Origin of the sequence: Nostocoides japonicum T1-X7 (assembly GCF_001046855.1) — a bacterium.
GTDB classification, from domain to species: domain Bacteria; phylum Actinomycetota; class Actinomycetes; order Actinomycetales; family Dermatophilaceae; genus Nostocoides; species Nostocoides japonicum.
The window spans coordinates 3,595,218-3,609,834 of the sequence record NZ_HF570958.1; the positions used below are offsets into that span (position 1 = coordinate 3,595,218).

13 protein-coding genes are annotated in these 14,617 nt (G+C 70.8%); 8 read left to right on the forward strand and 5 right to left on the reverse strand.

Going from position 1 to position 14,617, the window contains the following annotated elements; genetic code table 11:
* Window positions 1-327 precede the first annotated feature (327 nt).
* Complete coding sequence (locus BN12_RS16280; protein WP_157635531.1) at window positions 328-1,188, reverse strand: hypothetical protein; 861 nt, start codon at window positions 1,186-1,188, stop codon at window positions 328-330.
* 16 nt (window positions 1,189-1,204) lie between these two features.
* The gene (locus BN12_RS16285) at window positions 1,205-1,477 is read right to left on the reverse strand and encodes a MoaD/ThiS family protein (RefSeq protein WP_048554100.1); all 273 of its coding nucleotides are present in this window, start codon (window positions 1,475-1,477) and stop codon (window positions 1,205-1,207) included.
* Window positions 1,478-1,498: 21 nt separating this feature from the next.
* Between BN12_RS16285 and BN12_RS16290 the strand changes: the two genes are divergently transcribed.
* The 8 genes from BN12_RS16290 (at window position 1,499) to pstB (ending at window position 11,894) form a co-directional block, all read left to right on the forward strand.
* The gene (locus BN12_RS16290) at window positions 1,499-2,200 is read left to right on the forward strand and encodes a response regulator transcription factor (protein WP_048554102.1); all 702 of its coding nucleotides are present in this window, start codon (window positions 1,499-1,501) and stop codon (window positions 2,198-2,200) included.
* Between the two features lie 745 nt (window positions 2,201-2,945).
* Window positions 2,946-4,361 (forward strand): mycothiol synthase, encoded by a 1,416-nt coding sequence (gene mshD, locus BN12_RS26220; protein ID WP_053080060.1) that lies wholly within the window; start codon window positions 2,946-2,948, stop codon window positions 4,359-4,361.
* Window positions 4,358-6,646: an RNA degradosome polyphosphate kinase gene (locus tag BN12_RS16300; protein WP_048554104.1), complete on the forward strand. Its 2,289-nt coding sequence runs from the start codon at window positions 4,358-4,360 to the stop codon at window positions 6,644-6,646. The genes mshD and BN12_RS16300 overlap by 4 nt, the downstream gene beginning before the upstream one ends.
* Before the next feature lie 16 nt (window positions 6,647-6,662).
* Complete coding sequence (locus BN12_RS16305; protein ID WP_048554106.1) at window positions 6,663-7,598, forward strand: NUDIX hydrolase; 936 nt, start codon at window positions 6,663-6,665, stop codon at window positions 7,596-7,598.
* Window positions 7,599-7,993: 395 nt separating this feature from the next.
* Entirely contained in the window at window positions 7,994-9,115 is a 1,122-nt protein-coding gene (gene pstS / locus BN12_RS16310; protein ID WP_048554108.1) for a phosphate ABC transporter substrate-binding protein PstS, read from the forward strand.
* 27 nt (window positions 9,116-9,142) lie between these two features.
* The gene (pstC, locus tag BN12_RS16315; protein ID WP_048554110.1) at window positions 9,143-10,150 is read left to right on the forward strand and encodes a phosphate ABC transporter permease subunit PstC; all 1,008 of its coding nucleotides are present in this window, start codon (window positions 9,143-9,145) and stop codon (window positions 10,148-10,150) included.
* A complete protein-coding gene (gene pstA / locus BN12_RS16320; RefSeq protein ID WP_048554112.1) occupies window positions 10,147-11,076 on the forward strand; it encodes a phosphate ABC transporter permease PstA in 930 nt (309 codons plus the stop codon). The genes pstC and pstA overlap by 4 nt, the downstream gene beginning before the upstream one ends.
* A gap of 41 nt (window positions 11,077-11,117) precedes the next feature.
* Window positions 11,118-11,894 (forward strand): phosphate ABC transporter ATP-binding protein PstB, encoded by a 777-nt coding sequence (pstB, locus tag BN12_RS16325; protein WP_048554113.1) that lies wholly within the window; start codon window positions 11,118-11,120, stop codon window positions 11,892-11,894.
* Window positions 11,895-11,975: 81 nt separating this feature from the next.
* Here the strand turns inward: pstB and BN12_RS16330 are convergent, their stop codons facing one another.
* From BN12_RS16330 to BN12_RS16340, 3 genes are all read right to left on the reverse strand, one after another.
* The gene (locus tag BN12_RS16330) at window positions 11,976-12,980 is read right to left on the reverse strand and encodes an inorganic phosphate transporter (protein ID WP_048554115.1); all 1,005 of its coding nucleotides are present in this window, start codon (window positions 12,978-12,980) and stop codon (window positions 11,976-11,978) included.
* A gap of 6 nt (window positions 12,981-12,986) precedes the next feature.
* Complete coding sequence (locus tag BN12_RS16335; RefSeq protein ID WP_048554117.1) at window positions 12,987-13,610, reverse strand: DUF47 domain-containing protein; 624 nt, start codon at window positions 13,608-13,610, stop codon at window positions 12,987-12,989.
* Window positions 13,611-13,836: 226 nt separating this feature from the next.
* Window positions 13,837-14,040 carry a hypothetical protein gene (locus BN12_RS16340; RefSeq protein WP_048554123.1) on the reverse strand — a complete coding sequence of 68 codons (204 nt, stop codon included), beginning with the start codon at window positions 14,038-14,040 and terminating at the stop codon, window positions 13,837-13,839.
* Window positions 14,041-14,617 lie beyond the last annotated feature (577 nt).

Sequence of the window (14,617 nt, forward strand, 5' to 3'; positions counted from 1 at the left end):
AGGAGTCGAGGTAACCAGCGACGCTCCCACGGTCACCACATACCTCTACCGCCGACGCCTCTCGCCGGATCGAGGTAACCCCACCCCACGGCAACGTCACCAGATACCTCGACCGGGCAGGGCACCCAGGAGTCGAGGTAACCAGCGACGCTCCCACGGTCACCACATACCTCCACCCCCGACGCCTCTCGCCGAATCGAGGTAACCCGACCCCACGGCAACGTCACCACATACCTCCACCCCCGACGCCTCTCGCCGAGTCGAGGTAATCCGCTCTCCCTGAACGCGGTATCACCGGATACCTCGACCGGTCCGGGCGAAGGGCGGTCAGCGGGTGAGGAGGACGCGGGCGAGGACGTTGACGACGACGCCGACCACGAGGAGCGAGGCGGATGCCGCGGCGAGCTGCGACCGCGCCCACGCCATCGGCGCGAGGGGGGCGAGAAGGCGGCGCATCGCGTGGCTCACCCCGCCGACGAGGAAGCCGAGAAGCAGCGCCTGACCGATCCGCGGCGTCCCGGTGACGAATGCCGCGGCCGTGGCTGCCCAGCCGCCGAGGAGCATGGCGACGGGCAGGGTCCAGGCGTGGAGCCGACGCCGCCCCACGAGGAGATCGGCGAGGCAGGCGAGTGCCACCGCGGCCGCCGTGGCGGCGAGCACGTCGGGACCGCCGTACATCCGCACGAGCGGGACGAGCGGGACGCCGCAGGTGAGGACCGCGAGGGCGCCGACCCCGATCGCCAGCGACTCGGTGAGGCGCGGTCGGCCGTCGGTGCGGACGAGCTGGTGCAGGAGGATCGCGAGCAGCCCGGCCGCGACGACGACGGGTTCCCAGCGCAGGTAGGGCTCGTCCGGCGTCAGCGCGACGACGGCGGGCCCAGCGACCGCGAGCGCCCCGGTGATGAGTCTCGGCACCGTCGGCACGGGTGCCCGGAGCAGGTCGTGCCAGCCCCAGGCGAGGACGAGCCCGACGAGGCCGACGGTCATCGCGAGCAGGGCCGGGTCGGCATACGCCGAGAGGGCGAGGAGCGCGGAGAACCCGACCGTAGCCAGGACCGCCCGCGGGCGACGCACCGACTCCGGGGGCGGCATACCGGCAGGGCCGCGGGCCCGTCCCTGGGCGGACTGGGTCTGCGAAGGCGCCGGACGGTCCGGAGGCCCGGAGGGAACCGGGGGGATGTCAGGCACGAGCGACATGCTTCCATCACCCGCCCGCGAACGGTGGGAGGACCTCGATGACCGATCCCGGCGTCAGGGGATGGTCGACGTCGGCCCGGACCCCGTCGACGAGCACGCTGCACAGCGGCAGGAGCGGCTCGAGGTCGGGGATACGACGCACGAGCTCCGCGCGCGCCTCGCCGACCGTGGCAGCACTCACGCCGGCCTCGGTCACTCCCGCCGCGGCACGAGCAGCGGCCCAGAAACGAACGGTGACCGGGGTCGCCGAGGAGCGGTTCTCACCAGGGTCGGAGGCCATGACCCCCTATCCTGCCTCGTGATGGCCCGCATCCTGCTGCTGACGAACGCCTTGGCGCCCAGCGCCGAGGTGCTCCCGGCGCTCGGGCTGCTCGCCCACGACGTCCGGATCCTGCCGGCCGAGGCGACGGCCCTCATCGAGGCGCCGGACGGCGACATCGTCCTCGTCGACGCCCGGCGCGACCTGGCCGTCGCCCGCTCCCTGTGCCGGGTCCTGCGGACGACAGGCATCTCCAGCCCGCTCATGGCCGTGCTCACCGAGGGGGGCCTCGCGGGTGTCACGGCCGAGTGGGGGCTCGACGACGTCATCGTCGAGTCCGCCGGACCGGCCGAGCTCGAGGCTCGGCTGCGCCTGGCGCTCGGGCGCAAGGAGACCGAGATGCCGCCGGCCGAGGAGCGGATCACCTCCGGCAACCTGACGATCGACGAGGCGACGTATGCCGCGAAGCTCCACGGGCGCACCCTCGACCTCACATACAAGGAGTTCGAGCTCCTGAAGTACCTCGCGCAGCACCCCGGCCGGGTCTTCACGCGGGCCCAGCTGCTCCAGGAGGTCTGGGGCTACGACTACTACGGGGGCACGCGCACCGTCGACGTCCACGTCCGCCGGCTGCGCGCCAAGCTCGGCGCGGAGTACGAGCTGCTCATCGGCACGGTGCGCAACGTCGGCTACCGCTTCGTACCCGAGGAGACCGACGCCGACGGGCCGGTGAGCGCGGGCTGACCTCTGCTGCGCAGTCTGCGTCGCGTCCCGACGAGACCGCCCGCGGACCACGACAACCCCGCACCTGCCGAACACCCCGACGGCAGGTGTGAGCCTTCCGTGGTCGCAACGACCTCCAGACCACGACAACCCCGCACCTGCCAGACACCCCGACGGCAGATGTGAGCCTTCCGTGGTCGCGACGGCCCCCAGACCACGACAACCCCGCACCTGCCGAACACCCCGACGGCAGGTGTGAGCCTTCCGTGGTCGCAACGGCCCGCGGACCACGACAACCCCGCATGTGCCGAGTTGATGCTCCTGACCCGGTCGCATGACGACAACAACTCGGCACGTGCGGAGGAGGGTGCCGCACGGACCGAGAACTCGGGCCGAGAAGATGTCGCCTGTCGGCGCGTCCGGTCGTCGATCGCACCGGCCGGGCAATCGACACGGCCGTGTTCGGCCGGCCAGCCGGTGTCCTGGCCACGATGGGGTCCTCCGGCGCCTGGGCGACGCGACGGACCCTTGTGGGGAAGATGGTTGGCGTTATAGCTCTTGCCAGCTTCCCCACAAGGACTCCAGCAACGCCACGCCCGACCGGACAGCCGTCGCATCTCCCTCGGGCCGGCCCGGACGACCACGACAACCCCGCACCTGCCGAACGGACCGACCCCGCACCGGCCGAACGGACAGGCCCCCGCACCGGCCGAACGGACAGGCCCCCGCACCGGCCGAACGGACCGACCCCGCACGTGCCGAGTTGATGTCGTCGAACGAGCTCCGGGACGACAACAACTCGGCACGTGCGGAGGGCAGCCGGGGGAGACGGGGCTACGAGCTCGGGTGGCCGTGGTGGAATGTCCGGATGTCGGCGAACGACCGGTGGCCCCTGCGCACTCTGCCCGTGCTCGACCCCGCGACGTCCGAGGCGGTGCGCGCCCTCGCCGCGGCGGCGGACGCGGCCGACGGCGTCGCTCCGCTGTCCGAGCACTCCCGGTTGCACCTCGAGTCGCCCGGCTCGACCCACCTCGTCGCGTATGCCGGTCCCTCCGGTCCCGTGGTCGGCTACGCCCAGGTGTGGGCCGACGCCTCGGCAGAACTCGTCGTCGACCCGTCCAGCCGCCAGCAGGGGCTGGGCACGACGCTGTGGCGGGCCGCCCGGACGGCAGGCGCACAGCGTGTCTGGGCGCACGGCGACGTGGACCCCGCCCGCGCGTTCGCCGCCGCACGTGACCTCGTCGCGATCCGCGAGCTCCATGTCATGGAACGCCCGCTGGCCGACGAGGATGCCGACGACGGTCCGCTTCCGTCGTGGGTGTCCGTCGAGACGTATGCCGACCGCCGCGACCCTGCCGAGTGGGTCGCCCTCAACGCCGCCGCCTTCGCCGATCACCCGGAGCAGGGCCGCCTCACCGTCGCCGACTTCGAGGCGAGGGCGGCCGAGCCATGGTTTGACCCCGAAGGCCTCATCTACCTCCTCGACACGCGGTCCGCACCGGACGGGCCACCCATCGCCTTCCACTGGACGAAGGTGGACACGCCGGCCGTCGAGGCAGCCTCCCCCGGCGACGGGTCTCCCGCAGGTGCCGCTGCCCGCTCGGCCGGTCCTGCAGCCTCCCCAGACGATGGCCTTACCGCGAGTGCCGCTGCCCCCTCCGCCGGGCCTGCAGCCTCCCCCGACGACGGCCTTACCGCGAGTGCCACTGCCCGCTCCGCGAATCCTGCAGCCTCCCCCGACGACGGCCTCACGGCGACTGTCGCTGCCCCATCGACCGTCGTGGCAGCCTCCCCCGGCGACGGGTCTCCGGCAGGTGCCAATGCCCCCTCCACCGGTCCTGCAGCCTCCACCGACGGTGACGCGGCACCGCATCAGGGTGGAGGTGTCCCATGCCCACGAGAAGGTCAGCGAATACCTCGACCGGCGGGAGGAGCCCGGGCGGGTGCCGGCGAGGTGTATGCCGTCGGCGTCGACCCCGCATACCAGGGCAAGGGGCTGGCGGGGCCGCTGACCCGGCTCGGCACGGCATACCTCGCCCGGCAGGGACTCGCCCGTGTCGTCCTCTACGTCGACGGGGACAACGAGCGGGCATTACGGACATACCGGAATGCTGGTTTCGAGGATCTCGCAGTGGACGTGGTCTACGCGTCGGGCGAGAACGCTGTCAGGATGGACACATGACGACCACCGCTCCCGCGAAGGCGGGGTCCGAGCCGGTCACCGCGCCGCAGGACGAGGAGCTGACGGTCGCCGAGGTCGCGACGGACACGACGGCCCTCATCGACGAGCGGCGCCACCCCCTGCGGGCGGCGAACGGTCGCTTCGTCCGGGCCGGCGAGGCCGCGACCCCGGACGCCGACGAGCTGCCTCTCGACCGGTTCCTCGACCGCGAGATCAGCTGGCTGCAGTTCAACGAGCGGGTCCTCCAGCTCGCCGCCGACGAGAACGTGCCGCTCCTGGAGCGAGCCCGCTTCCTCGCCATCTTCACGTCCAACCTCGACGAGTTCTTCATGGTGCGTGTCGCCGGGCTCAAGCGCCGGATCACGACGGGGATCGCCGTCCGGGCCGCCTCCGGCCTCGAGCCGCGCGAGCAGCTCGACCAGATCGCCGCCGTCAGCCACGAGCTGCTCGACCTGCAGGCGAAGGTGTTCCACCAGCTCGTCCGACCGGCGCTGTCGGAGGAGGGCATCAGCATCGTCCGGTGGGACGAGCTGTCCGACACCGAGCACGAGCGCCTCGGCAACCTGTTCACCGACCAGATCTTCCCGGTCCTCACCCCCCTCGCGGTCGACCCGGCCCACCCGTTCCCCTACATCTCGGGCCTCTCGCTCAACCTCGCCGTCGTCCTCATCAACCCCCGCACCGACAAGGAGCACTTCGCGCGCGTCAAGGTGCCGCCGCTGCTGCCGCGGCTCGTGGTGCGGGTCGAGCCGGCCGGAGACCCGCTGTCGGACGCGCACGAGGCCCGGTTCGTGCCGCTCGAGGACGTCATCGCGGCCCACCTCGACCAGCTGTTCCCCGGGATGGAGGTGCACCAGCACTTCACCTTCCGCGTGACCCGCAACGAGGACCTCGAGGTCGAGGAGGACGACGCGGAGAACCTCCTCACCGCCCTCGAGCGCGAGCTGACCCGGCGCCGGTTCGGCCCACCCGTCCGGCTCGAGGTCGAGGAGTCGGTCGACGACCACGTCATGGACCTGCTCGTCCGCGAGCTCGGGGTCCACGACTCCGAGCTCTACCGGCTCCCCGCTCCGCTGGACCTCCGCGCCCTCAACGTCATCGCCGACCTCGAGCGGTCGGAGCTGCACTACCCGCCCTTCCTCTCGCGGAGCAACCCGGACCTCGCACCCATCGAGCGGTCGAAGACCGGCGACATCCTCGCGAGCATCCGGCGCCAGGACGTCCTGCTCCAGCACCCGTACGACTCCTTCTCGACGTCCGTGCAGGCCTTCATCGAGCAGGCCGCCACCGACCCGAAGGTCCTCGCCATCAAGCAGACCCTCTACCGGACCAGTGGCGACTCCCCCATCGTCGACGCCCTCATCGACGCGGCCGAGGCCGGCAAACAGGTTCTCGCCGTCGTCGAGATCAAGGCCCGCTTCGACGAGCAGAACAACATCTCCTGGGCCCGCAAGCTCGAGGCCGCCGGCGTCCACGTCGTCTACGGCATCGTCGGGCTGAAGACCCACTGCAAGCTGTGCCTCGTCGTCCGCCAGGAGGGCGACGGCCTCATCCGCTACTGCCACATCGGGACGGGCAACTACAACCCCAAGACGGCCCGCCTCTACGAGGACTTCGGGCTGCTCACCGTCGACCCGCAGGTCGGCGAGGACCTCACCCGGCTGTTCAACCAGCTGTCCGGCCAGGCCCCGAAGAGCAAGTTCAAGCGGCTCCTCGTCGCGCCCCGCACCGTGCGGACCGGGCTCATCGAGCGGATCGACGCCGAGACGGCCCGGGCCCGGCACGGCGAGGACGCCTGGGTGGCGATGAAGCTCAACGCCATCGTCGACGAAGAGGTCGTCGACGCCCTCTACCGCGCCTCGCGGGCCGGCGTGAAGGTCCAGATCTGGGCCCGCGGCACCTGCGCCATCCGTCCCGGCGTCCCCGGCCTGTCCGAGAACATCGCCGTCCACTCGATCCTCGGCCGCTTCCTCGAGCACTCTCGCGTCTTCCTCTTCGGCAACGGGGGCGAGACCGAGGCGTGGATCGGCAGCGCCGACATGATGCACCGCAACCTCGACCGCCGCGTCGAGGCGCTCGTCCGGGTGACCGATCCCCGGCACGTCGACGACCTCACCGCCCTCCTGCGGCGGGGGATGAGCGAGGACTACCAGCACTGGTGGCTCGGCTCCGACGGTCGGTGGAACCGGTCGCACCTCGACGAGGCGGGCGAGCCGCTCGCCGACGTGCAGGGCTCGCTCATCGAGATGCACAGCAAGCGGATCCGCAAGGCCCGCCGGCGATAGGCACCGGCATACCGACATGACCGTGATCCCCGCTGCCGGCACCATCCCCTGGCGTCGCGTCGACGACGTGCTCCAGGTGGCCCTCGTCCACCGTCCGCGGTATGACGACTGGTCCTGGCCCAAGGGCAAGGTCGACTCCGGCGAGGACTGGCCCGTCGCGGCCGTCCGGGAGACGTTCGAGGAGACCGGCCTACGCGTCCGGCTCGGTATGCCACTGCCCACCGCCGAGTACGTCGTCCTCGAGCGCGACGGCACGCCGGCGACGAAGTCGGTCCGCTACTGGGCGGCCGAGGTCATCGGCGGCAAGGGCCGGCTCGTCAACGAGATCGACGAGGTCGCCTGGCTCGACGTCCAGACCGCCTACGACCGGCTCGACTACGCCCGTGACCGCGACCAGCTCCTCGCCGTCGTCCGCGCGGACCAGCAGGGGGTCCTGCGCACGCGCACCGTCGCCGTCGTGCGGCACGCCCAAGCCGTCGCCCGGTCGGACTGGAAGGGCCGGGACGCCGACCGCCCGCTCGACGCCCGCGGACGGCGCCGGTCCGACGCGCTGGTGCCGGTCCTCGCGGCCTACGCCATCGACCGGGTCGTGTCCTCGCCCTCGCTGCGCTGCCGGGACACCCTTGCGCCGTATGCCATCAGCGCCTCGGTCCGGATGCGGCTGCGGCGCGCGCTGTCGGAGGAGGGCTTCGAGGCGGATCCGACGGGCGCCGAGGCGCGGACCCGCAAGGAGATCCGCCGCCTGCGGGCGATGAGCGCCCTGTGCTCGCACCGCCCGGTGCTGCCGGTGATCCTCGAGGCTCTCGCCACAGTCGCGCCGGCGCACGAGGAGGCCCGCCGCACCCTTCTCCTCGCGGCGAAGGAGGGCATGGACAAGGGCGAGGCCCTCGTCGCCCACCTCGCCGTGACGCCCGAGCCGAGCATCGTCGCCGTGGAGCGCCACCTGCCCTGACCCGGGGTCGGGGACCACCGCGCCTCTCGCGTGCGGGCCCCGGCCGACCCGTCCGGCAGGGCGACGATCCGGGGCCACCGCGCCTCTCGCGTGCGGGGCCGCCGCCGACCCGTCCGGCAGGGCGACGATCCGCGGCCACCGCGCCTCTCGCGCGCGGGGCCGCCTCCCGCGTGCAGGGTGTCCCCGTCCCGGGGCACGGAAACCCTGGATCGAAGGCGACGGAGCCGGAGCGCTTGTGCACGCATTCACGTGAACCGGCGGCTGCCGAAAGTCCACGTCGTGTTCACGGGGCGTTCACCGGTGACGGTCCACCTCGTCACCCGCCGTCCCTACCTTCGGGAGCGTCAGGCCCCGAGCCTGGCCCACGAACCCTGACCTCGGAAGGTAGTACCCCTGTGAAGGCTCTCCGTATCAGCCAGCTCGCCGCCCTCTCGGTGGCCGGCACGATGGCCCTCGCGGCCTGCGGCAGCGCGAGCAACGACGACGCGGCCGGCGGCGGGGGCACGTCCGCCGCCGCGGCGACCTCGAGCTCCGCATGCACTCCCGGCAACCTCACCGGTGCCGGCTCGACGGCTCAGCAGAACGCGATGGCCCAGGCGACGGCCGGGTACAAGGCGCGCTGCGGCAGTGACGTCTCCTACAACGGCACCGGTTCGGGCGCCGGCATCACCTCGTTCATCACCAAGCAGGTCGACTTCGCCGGCTCCGACTCCGCGCTCAACCCCCAGGGCAAGGATGGCGACGAGGTGGCCAAGGCCGCGGCCGCCTGCGGGTCGCCCGCCTGGGACCTGCCCATGGTCACCGGCCCCATCGCCGTCGCATACCACGTCAAGGGCGTCGACACGCTCGTCCTCACGCCGTCGGTCACCGCGCAGATCTTCAGCGGCAAGATCACGAAGTGGAACGACCCCGCCATCGCCAAGCTCAATCCCGGCGTCACCCTGCCGGCCGAGGCGATCTCCGTCTTCTTCCGCTCCGACTCCTCGGGCACGACGGACAACTTCACGAACTACCTCAACACCGCCGCGCCGTCCGACTGGACCGCGAAGCACGCCAAGGACTGGAGCGGCAAGGTCGGCCAGGGCAAGGCGAAGTCGGCCGGCGTCTCGCAGGCGATCAGCAGCACCGAGGGCGGCATCGGCTACGTCGAGTGGTCCTTCGCCATCACCGACAAGCTGAAGATGGCGCAGATCGACAACGGCTCCGGCCCCGTCGCGCTGACCGCCGAGTCGGCCGGCAAGGCCGTCGAGGCGGCGACCATCGCGGGCACGGGGAACGACCTCGCGCTCAACATCGACTACTCGACGAAGGCCGAGGGCGCCTACCCGATCGTCCTGGTGACCTACGAGATCGTCTGCTCCAAGAACGCCGACCCGGCGAAGGGCAAGGCGGTCAAGTCGTTCATGAGCTACCTCGTGAGCGACGACTTCCAGAACACCCTGACGAGCATCGGCTCGGCCCCCCTCCCGACCTCCATCAAGGACAAGGTCACGGCCGCCGTCGCGGCCCTGTCCTGACGTCCCCGTCGCACGGTCCTCACCGAGATGAGCAGCACGGGAGCGTCGGTCGCCGACGAGACGCCGTCGCCGGGCGGCCGGGACCCGCTGTCCGGCGACGGCGCCGCGACGGGTCGTCTCGGTGACCGGATCTTCGCGGGGGCGACGGTCGGCGCGGGGCTCCTCGTCGTCGTGGTCGTCGTCCTCGTCGGCATCTTCCTGCTCGCCCAGGCGCTGCCGGCGTTGCGCGTCGACCAGGCGAGCTTCTTCACCTCGACGCAGTGGCACACCGGGTCGACACTCGCCTTCGGCATCGCCGGCCTCCTGTGGGCCACCGTCGCGACGTCGATCGTCGCCCTCCTCGTCGCCGTGCCGTTCTCGGTGGCCATCGCGCTGTTCCTCACCCAGTACGCGCCGCGCTGGCTGTCGAGGCCGGCGGCCGGCCTCATCGACCTGCTCGCCGCCGTCCCGTCGATCGTCTACGGCCTGTGGGGCGGCTACATCGTCGCCGGGAAGTGGGCCCCCATCCAGGACGGCGTCTCCACCGTCCTCGGCTGGATCCCGCTCTTCGCCAAGGTCGACGGGATCACCGGCGGCAGCACGCTCTTCTTCGTCGGTCTCGTCCTCGCGGTGATGATCCTGCCGATCATCACCGCGCTGTCGCGCGAGATCTTCGACCAGACCCCGACGACCCACAAGGAGGGCGCGTATGCCCTCGGCGCGACGAAGTGGGAGATGATCCGCACCGCGGTCCTCCCCTTCGGCAAGGCGGGCGTCATCAGCGCCTCGATGCTCGGCCTGGGCCGCGCGCTCGGGGAGACCATCGCCGTCATGATGATCCTGTCCGGGCTGCCCCAGGGCGCCCCGTGGACGTGGTCGCTCTTCAACGGCGGCGCGACCTTCGCCTCGAAGATCGCGAGCGACGCCTCGGAGTTCAGCGGCGGGCTGTCGACCGGTGCCTACATCGCCGCGGGGCTCGTCCTGTTCGTCCTCACCTTCGTCGTCAACGCGATCGCTCGGGTCATCATCGACCGCAGGAAGGCGTTCACGGAATGACCACCGACATCGCGGCGCCGGAGGCACCCGAGGCCCCTCGGCCGACGGTCTCCCTCGACGGCCGCTCCGGCGGACGGAAGGCGAAGAACACCCTCGCGACGGTCCTCGTCTGGGCCGCATTCCTCCTCGCGCTCGTCCCGCTCGTCTGGATCATGTGGACCGTCCTCGGTCGCGGCTTCCACGTGCTGCTCAGCGCCACGTGGTGGCAGAAGGACCAGTCCGGCGCTCTCCCCCCGGGGTTCGACACGAACGTCCGCGGCATGCGCCATGCCCTCGTCGGGACGCTGCTCATGTCGCTCCTCACGACCGTCATCGCCGTGCCGATCGCGATCCTCACGGCGATCTACCTCGTCGAGTACGGCCGGGGCCGGGTCGCACGCGTCGTGAGCTTCATGGTCGACATCCTGTCCGGCATACCGTCGATCGTCGCGGCCCTGTTCATCTTCGCCGCCTGGGTCACGACGTTCGGCCTCAAGATCATCCCGGCCTGCGCCTCGCTCGCCCTCGCGATGCTCATGATCCCCGTCGTGACCCGCTCGACCGAGGAGATGCTCAAGCTCGTCCCGAACGAGCTGCGGGAGGCGTCGTATGCCCTCGGTGTGCCCAAGTGGAAGACGATCGTCCGCATCGTCCTTCCCACGTCGTTCTCGGGCATCGTGACCGGCGTGCTCCTCGGGTTCTCGCGGGTCGCCGGCGAGACGGCGCCCCTGCTGCTCCTCGCGGCCTACACCCCCTACCTCAACGAGAACCTCTTCTCCGGATCGATGGCCGCGCTGCCGACGCTCATCAACAACCAGTTCCTCAGCATCAACGACCCGATCAGCGGGCAGCGGGTGTGGGGTGCCGCGTGCACGCTCATCCTGCTCGTCCTCGTCATCAACCTTCTCGGGCGGCTCGTCGGTCGCCTCGCGAAGGTGAAGCGCTGATCCCCGCCACCGCCCCTGACCACGCAAGGACGACACCGGCCATGGCCAAACGCATCGACGTCAAGGACCTCGACATCTTCTACGGCGACTTCAAGGCCGTCGAGGGGGTGACGATGTCCGTCGAGCCACGATCCGTCACGGCCTTCATCGGTCCGTCGGGGTGCGGCAAGTCGACGGTGCTGCGGACCCTCAACCGGATGCACGAGGTGATCCCCGGCGGACGCGTCGAGGGCAAGGTCCTCCTCGACGACCAGGACCTCTACGCCCCCACCGTCGACCCCGTGGCGGTCCGGCGCACCGTCGGCATGGTCTTCCAGCGGCCCAACCCCTTCCCCACGATGTCGATCAAGGACAACGTCGCGGCCGGGCTCAAGCTCAACGGGGTGCGCAACGCGAAGATCCTCGACGAGGTCGTCGAGAGATCGCTTCGCGGGGCGAACCTGTGGAACGAGGTCAAGGACCGCCTGAACAAGCCGGGTGCCGGGCTCTCCGGCGGCCAACAGCAGCGCCTGTGCATCGCTCGGGCCATCGCCGTCGAGCCGCAGGTCCTCCTCATGGACGAGCCGTGCTCGGCCCTCGACCCGATCTCGACCCTCGCCATCGAGGAGCTCGTCCACGCGCTGAAGGACCGGTTCACCGTCGTCATCGTCACGCACAACATGCAGCAGGCCGCCCGGGTGTCCGATCGCACCGCCTTCTTCAACCTCAAGGCCACCGGTCAACCGGGTCACCTCGTCGAGATCGACGACACCCAGACCATCTTCAGCAACCCGACGGTGAGCGCCACCGAGGACTACATCAGCGGGCGCTTCGGCTGAGTCTCGCCGGGCCCGCCCGGTCCCACCGACCGGCAGCTCCGCATACCGGCATGCCGCTCCAGGTATGCCGCCGGCGGGCTCTCAGACGACGAGGTGGATGACGAGGTATGCGAGCGCAGCGGCGGCGCCGGCCCCGGGGAAGGTGAAGATCCAGGCGCCGACGATGTTCTTCGCGACGTTCCACCGCACCGCCTTGACCGACCGGGTGGCGCCGACCCCCATGATCGCCGAGGTGATGACATGGGTCGTCGACACGGGCGCCCGGAACGCCGTCGCGATGTAGAGGATGCTCGCCGAGGTCACCTCCGCCGCGAAGCCCTGGGGCGGGTCGAGGTGGATGATCCGGCGGCCGAGGGTCCGCATGATGCGCCAGCCACCGGAGTACGTCCCGGCGCTGATGACGACGGCGGACAGGACGAGGACCCAGATCGGTATCGAAGTGGAGTCGGCGTCGTGGTATCCCCCGACCGTGAGCGCGAGGACGACGACGCCGGCCGTCTTGGCGGCGTCCTGCATACCGTGCCCGAAGGCCATCGCCGCCGCCGAGACCGTCTGCGCATACCGGAAGCCCCGACCCACCTTCCCCGGCTGGCTCCGGCGGAAGATCCACAGGATCGCCGCCATGACGAGGTACCCCAGGATGAGGCCGGCGACCGGCGAGACGACCATCGGGATGAGGACCTTGTCGATGACGCCGTCCCACTTGACGTCGGCGCCGGCGACGAGAGCGGCGCCGACGAGGCCTCCGATGAGGGCGTGCGAGGACGACGACGGAAGGCCGAACCACCACGTCAGCAGGTTCCAGCCGATCGCTCCGACGAGGGCGCCCGCGCACAGCACGAGGCCACTGCTGCCGGTCGGCGCCTCGATGATGCCCTTGCCGACGGTCGCCGCGACGTTCGTGCCGAAGAAGGCGCCGAAGAGGTTGGCGACGGCGGCCATGAGCAGCGCGATGCGCGGAGTGAGCGCCCGCGTGGAGACCGAGGTCGCGATGGCGTTGGCCGAGTCGTGGAAGCCGTTGGTGTAGTTGAAGCCCATTGCAAGGACGATGACAAGGATGACCCCCGTCAGGCTGGCCGACTCCATCTGCGGTCAGGACTCCTTGACCGCGATGCTCTCGACCTTGTGTGCCACCTTCTCGAACGCGTCGGCGGCTGCCTCGAGCTCGTCGATGACCTCCTTGTGCTTCATCACCATGATGGCGTCGGGGTCCGGGCCGTTGAACAGCTCCGCGAGGAGGCGACGGTATGCCTTGTCCGCCTGGTTCTCGAGGCGGTTGATCTCGATCCAGTACGTCGACAGGTCCTTCATCGAGCGCAGCCGGGGCATCGCTTCGGCGGTCAGCTCGGCCATCCGGCAGAGGACCTCGACCTGCTTGCTGACCCGGGGCAGCATGTCGTCGATGCGGTACAGGCCGATGAGGTCGGCGGCGGCGTCCATGTGGTCGACGCAGTCGTCGATGGCGACGGCGAGATCGTGGATGTCCTCGCGGTCGAAGGGGGTGATGAACGACTGGTTCACCCTGCGGATGATGGCGTGGGTCGCCTCGTCGGCCTCGTGCTCGATCTCGTACATGCGCTTGACGACGGCCTTGCGCTCCTCGGGATCGGTCCCGAGCACGGCGGTCAGCTGCTCGGCGCCCGCCACGAGGTACTTCGCCGACTCTGCGAACAGGTCGTAGAAGCTCGTGTCCTGCGGGGTGAGGCGAAAGCCCACGGCGGTCTCTTCCGGGAAGGGGACAGGGGCATGCGGGGTCAACCTACCGCGCGAAGGTGACGACACCTCGCGTGTCGTCGTCTCCCGGACACGATCCCATCACCGACGCCTCAGCCCGGACATGAAGGGGCCCGCTGTGCCTGGTGGGGGGAGTGGCACAGCGGGCCCGATGACCGCTTCCGCGAGGAGCCTGGGGGGAGGCTGAGGCGGGGTAGTGCGGAAGCGGTCAGGTGCGGTGGCGGGAGGAACGGGAGGCCACCGCTGTGAGCCGCCCCCGTCGGGGCTGCTCGACACCGAGGATCTGGTCGATCGTGGACTGGGGGAGGTGATCGTCGCTCTCGGCCGCGGCGATCACGAGGTCCCCGACCAGCACGATCTCGTCGCGGAGCGCTGCATCCACGAGGTCGTTCGGCTGGTCGAGGCGGGTCATAGGAATGAGTGTAGGAACGGAATCGGCGGCTTGGGGGCAGAGCCGAGCGTTCCTTACCAAACCTTTAACAAGCACGGATGTTGCCTTTAAACCGTATGCCGGGATGCGCCCGATTGCCACCCGCGATGCTCGTCCTTCGGACGGGTCCGTCCACCCAGCGACACGCCGAACCCCCTGTCGAGCCGTCGGCAGCCGCCCTCGGCAGCCGCCCTCGGGAGCCGCCCCGGAACGGCTCGCGGAACGACCCCGCCGCGCCGCGCCGGGCCTCCTGCTACGACCCCGCAGGCCCGTCCGAGACGTCGCGCGGAGCCGCCCGGAACGCCGTACCGGACGGCTGCGGAACGTCCGGCGGGATGCGGGCGGCCGCGGGGCCGGCCGGGAAGCCGTGTCGACTCCCGTCGGGCTCGCGACGGGTCATTCGTGGATGTCGGGTCGGGAGCGCACGTCGCGCCCCAGCGGCGTCTGCAATCGGCCGCGCAGCGCCGGAGAGCGACCGTCCGGCGCAGGCGAGAGAGTGACCGGCCGGCGCAGGCGAGAGAGTGACCGGCCGGCGCGGGCGAGAGGGTGACCGTCCGGC

Excerpts from the sequence above, each read along its gene's own strand:
- pstA (WP_048554112.1), top strand. The coding sequence starts at position 10,147 with ATGACCACCGACATCGCGGCGCCGGAGGCACCCGAGGCCCCTCGGCCG.
- mshD (WP_053080060.1), top strand. The coding sequence starts at position 2,946 with ATGTCGTCGAACGAGCTCCGGGACGACAACAACTCGGCACGTGCGGAG.
- pstB (WP_048554113.1), top strand. The coding sequence starts at position 11,118 with ATGGCCAAACGCATCGACGTCAAGGACCTCGACATCTTCTACGGCGAC.
- BN12_RS16305 (WP_048554106.1), top strand. The coding sequence starts at position 6,663 with ATGACCGTGATCCCCGCTGCCGGCACCATCCCCTGGCGTCGCGTCGAC.
- BN12_RS16285 (WP_048554100.1), bottom strand. The coding sequence starts at position 1,477 with ATGGCCTCCGACCCTGGTGAGAACCGCTCCTCGGCGACCCCGGTCACC.
- BN12_RS16330 (WP_048554115.1), bottom strand. The coding sequence starts at position 12,980 with ATGGAGTCGGCCAGCCTGACGGGGGTCATCCTTGTCATCGTCCTTGCA.
- pstC (WP_048554110.1), top strand. The coding sequence starts at position 9,143 with ATGAGCAGCACGGGAGCGTCGGTCGCCGACGAGACGCCGTCGCCGGGC.
- BN12_RS16290 (WP_048554102.1), top strand. The coding sequence starts at position 1,499 with ATGGCCCGCATCCTGCTGCTGACGAACGCCTTGGCGCCCAGCGCCGAG.
- BN12_RS16340 (WP_048554123.1), bottom strand. The coding sequence starts at position 14,040 with ATGACCCGCCTCGACCAGCCGAACGACCTCGTGGATGCAGCGCTCCGC.
- BN12_RS16300 (WP_048554104.1), top strand. The coding sequence starts at position 4,358 with ATGACGACCACCGCTCCCGCGAAGGCGGGGTCCGAGCCGGTCACCGCG.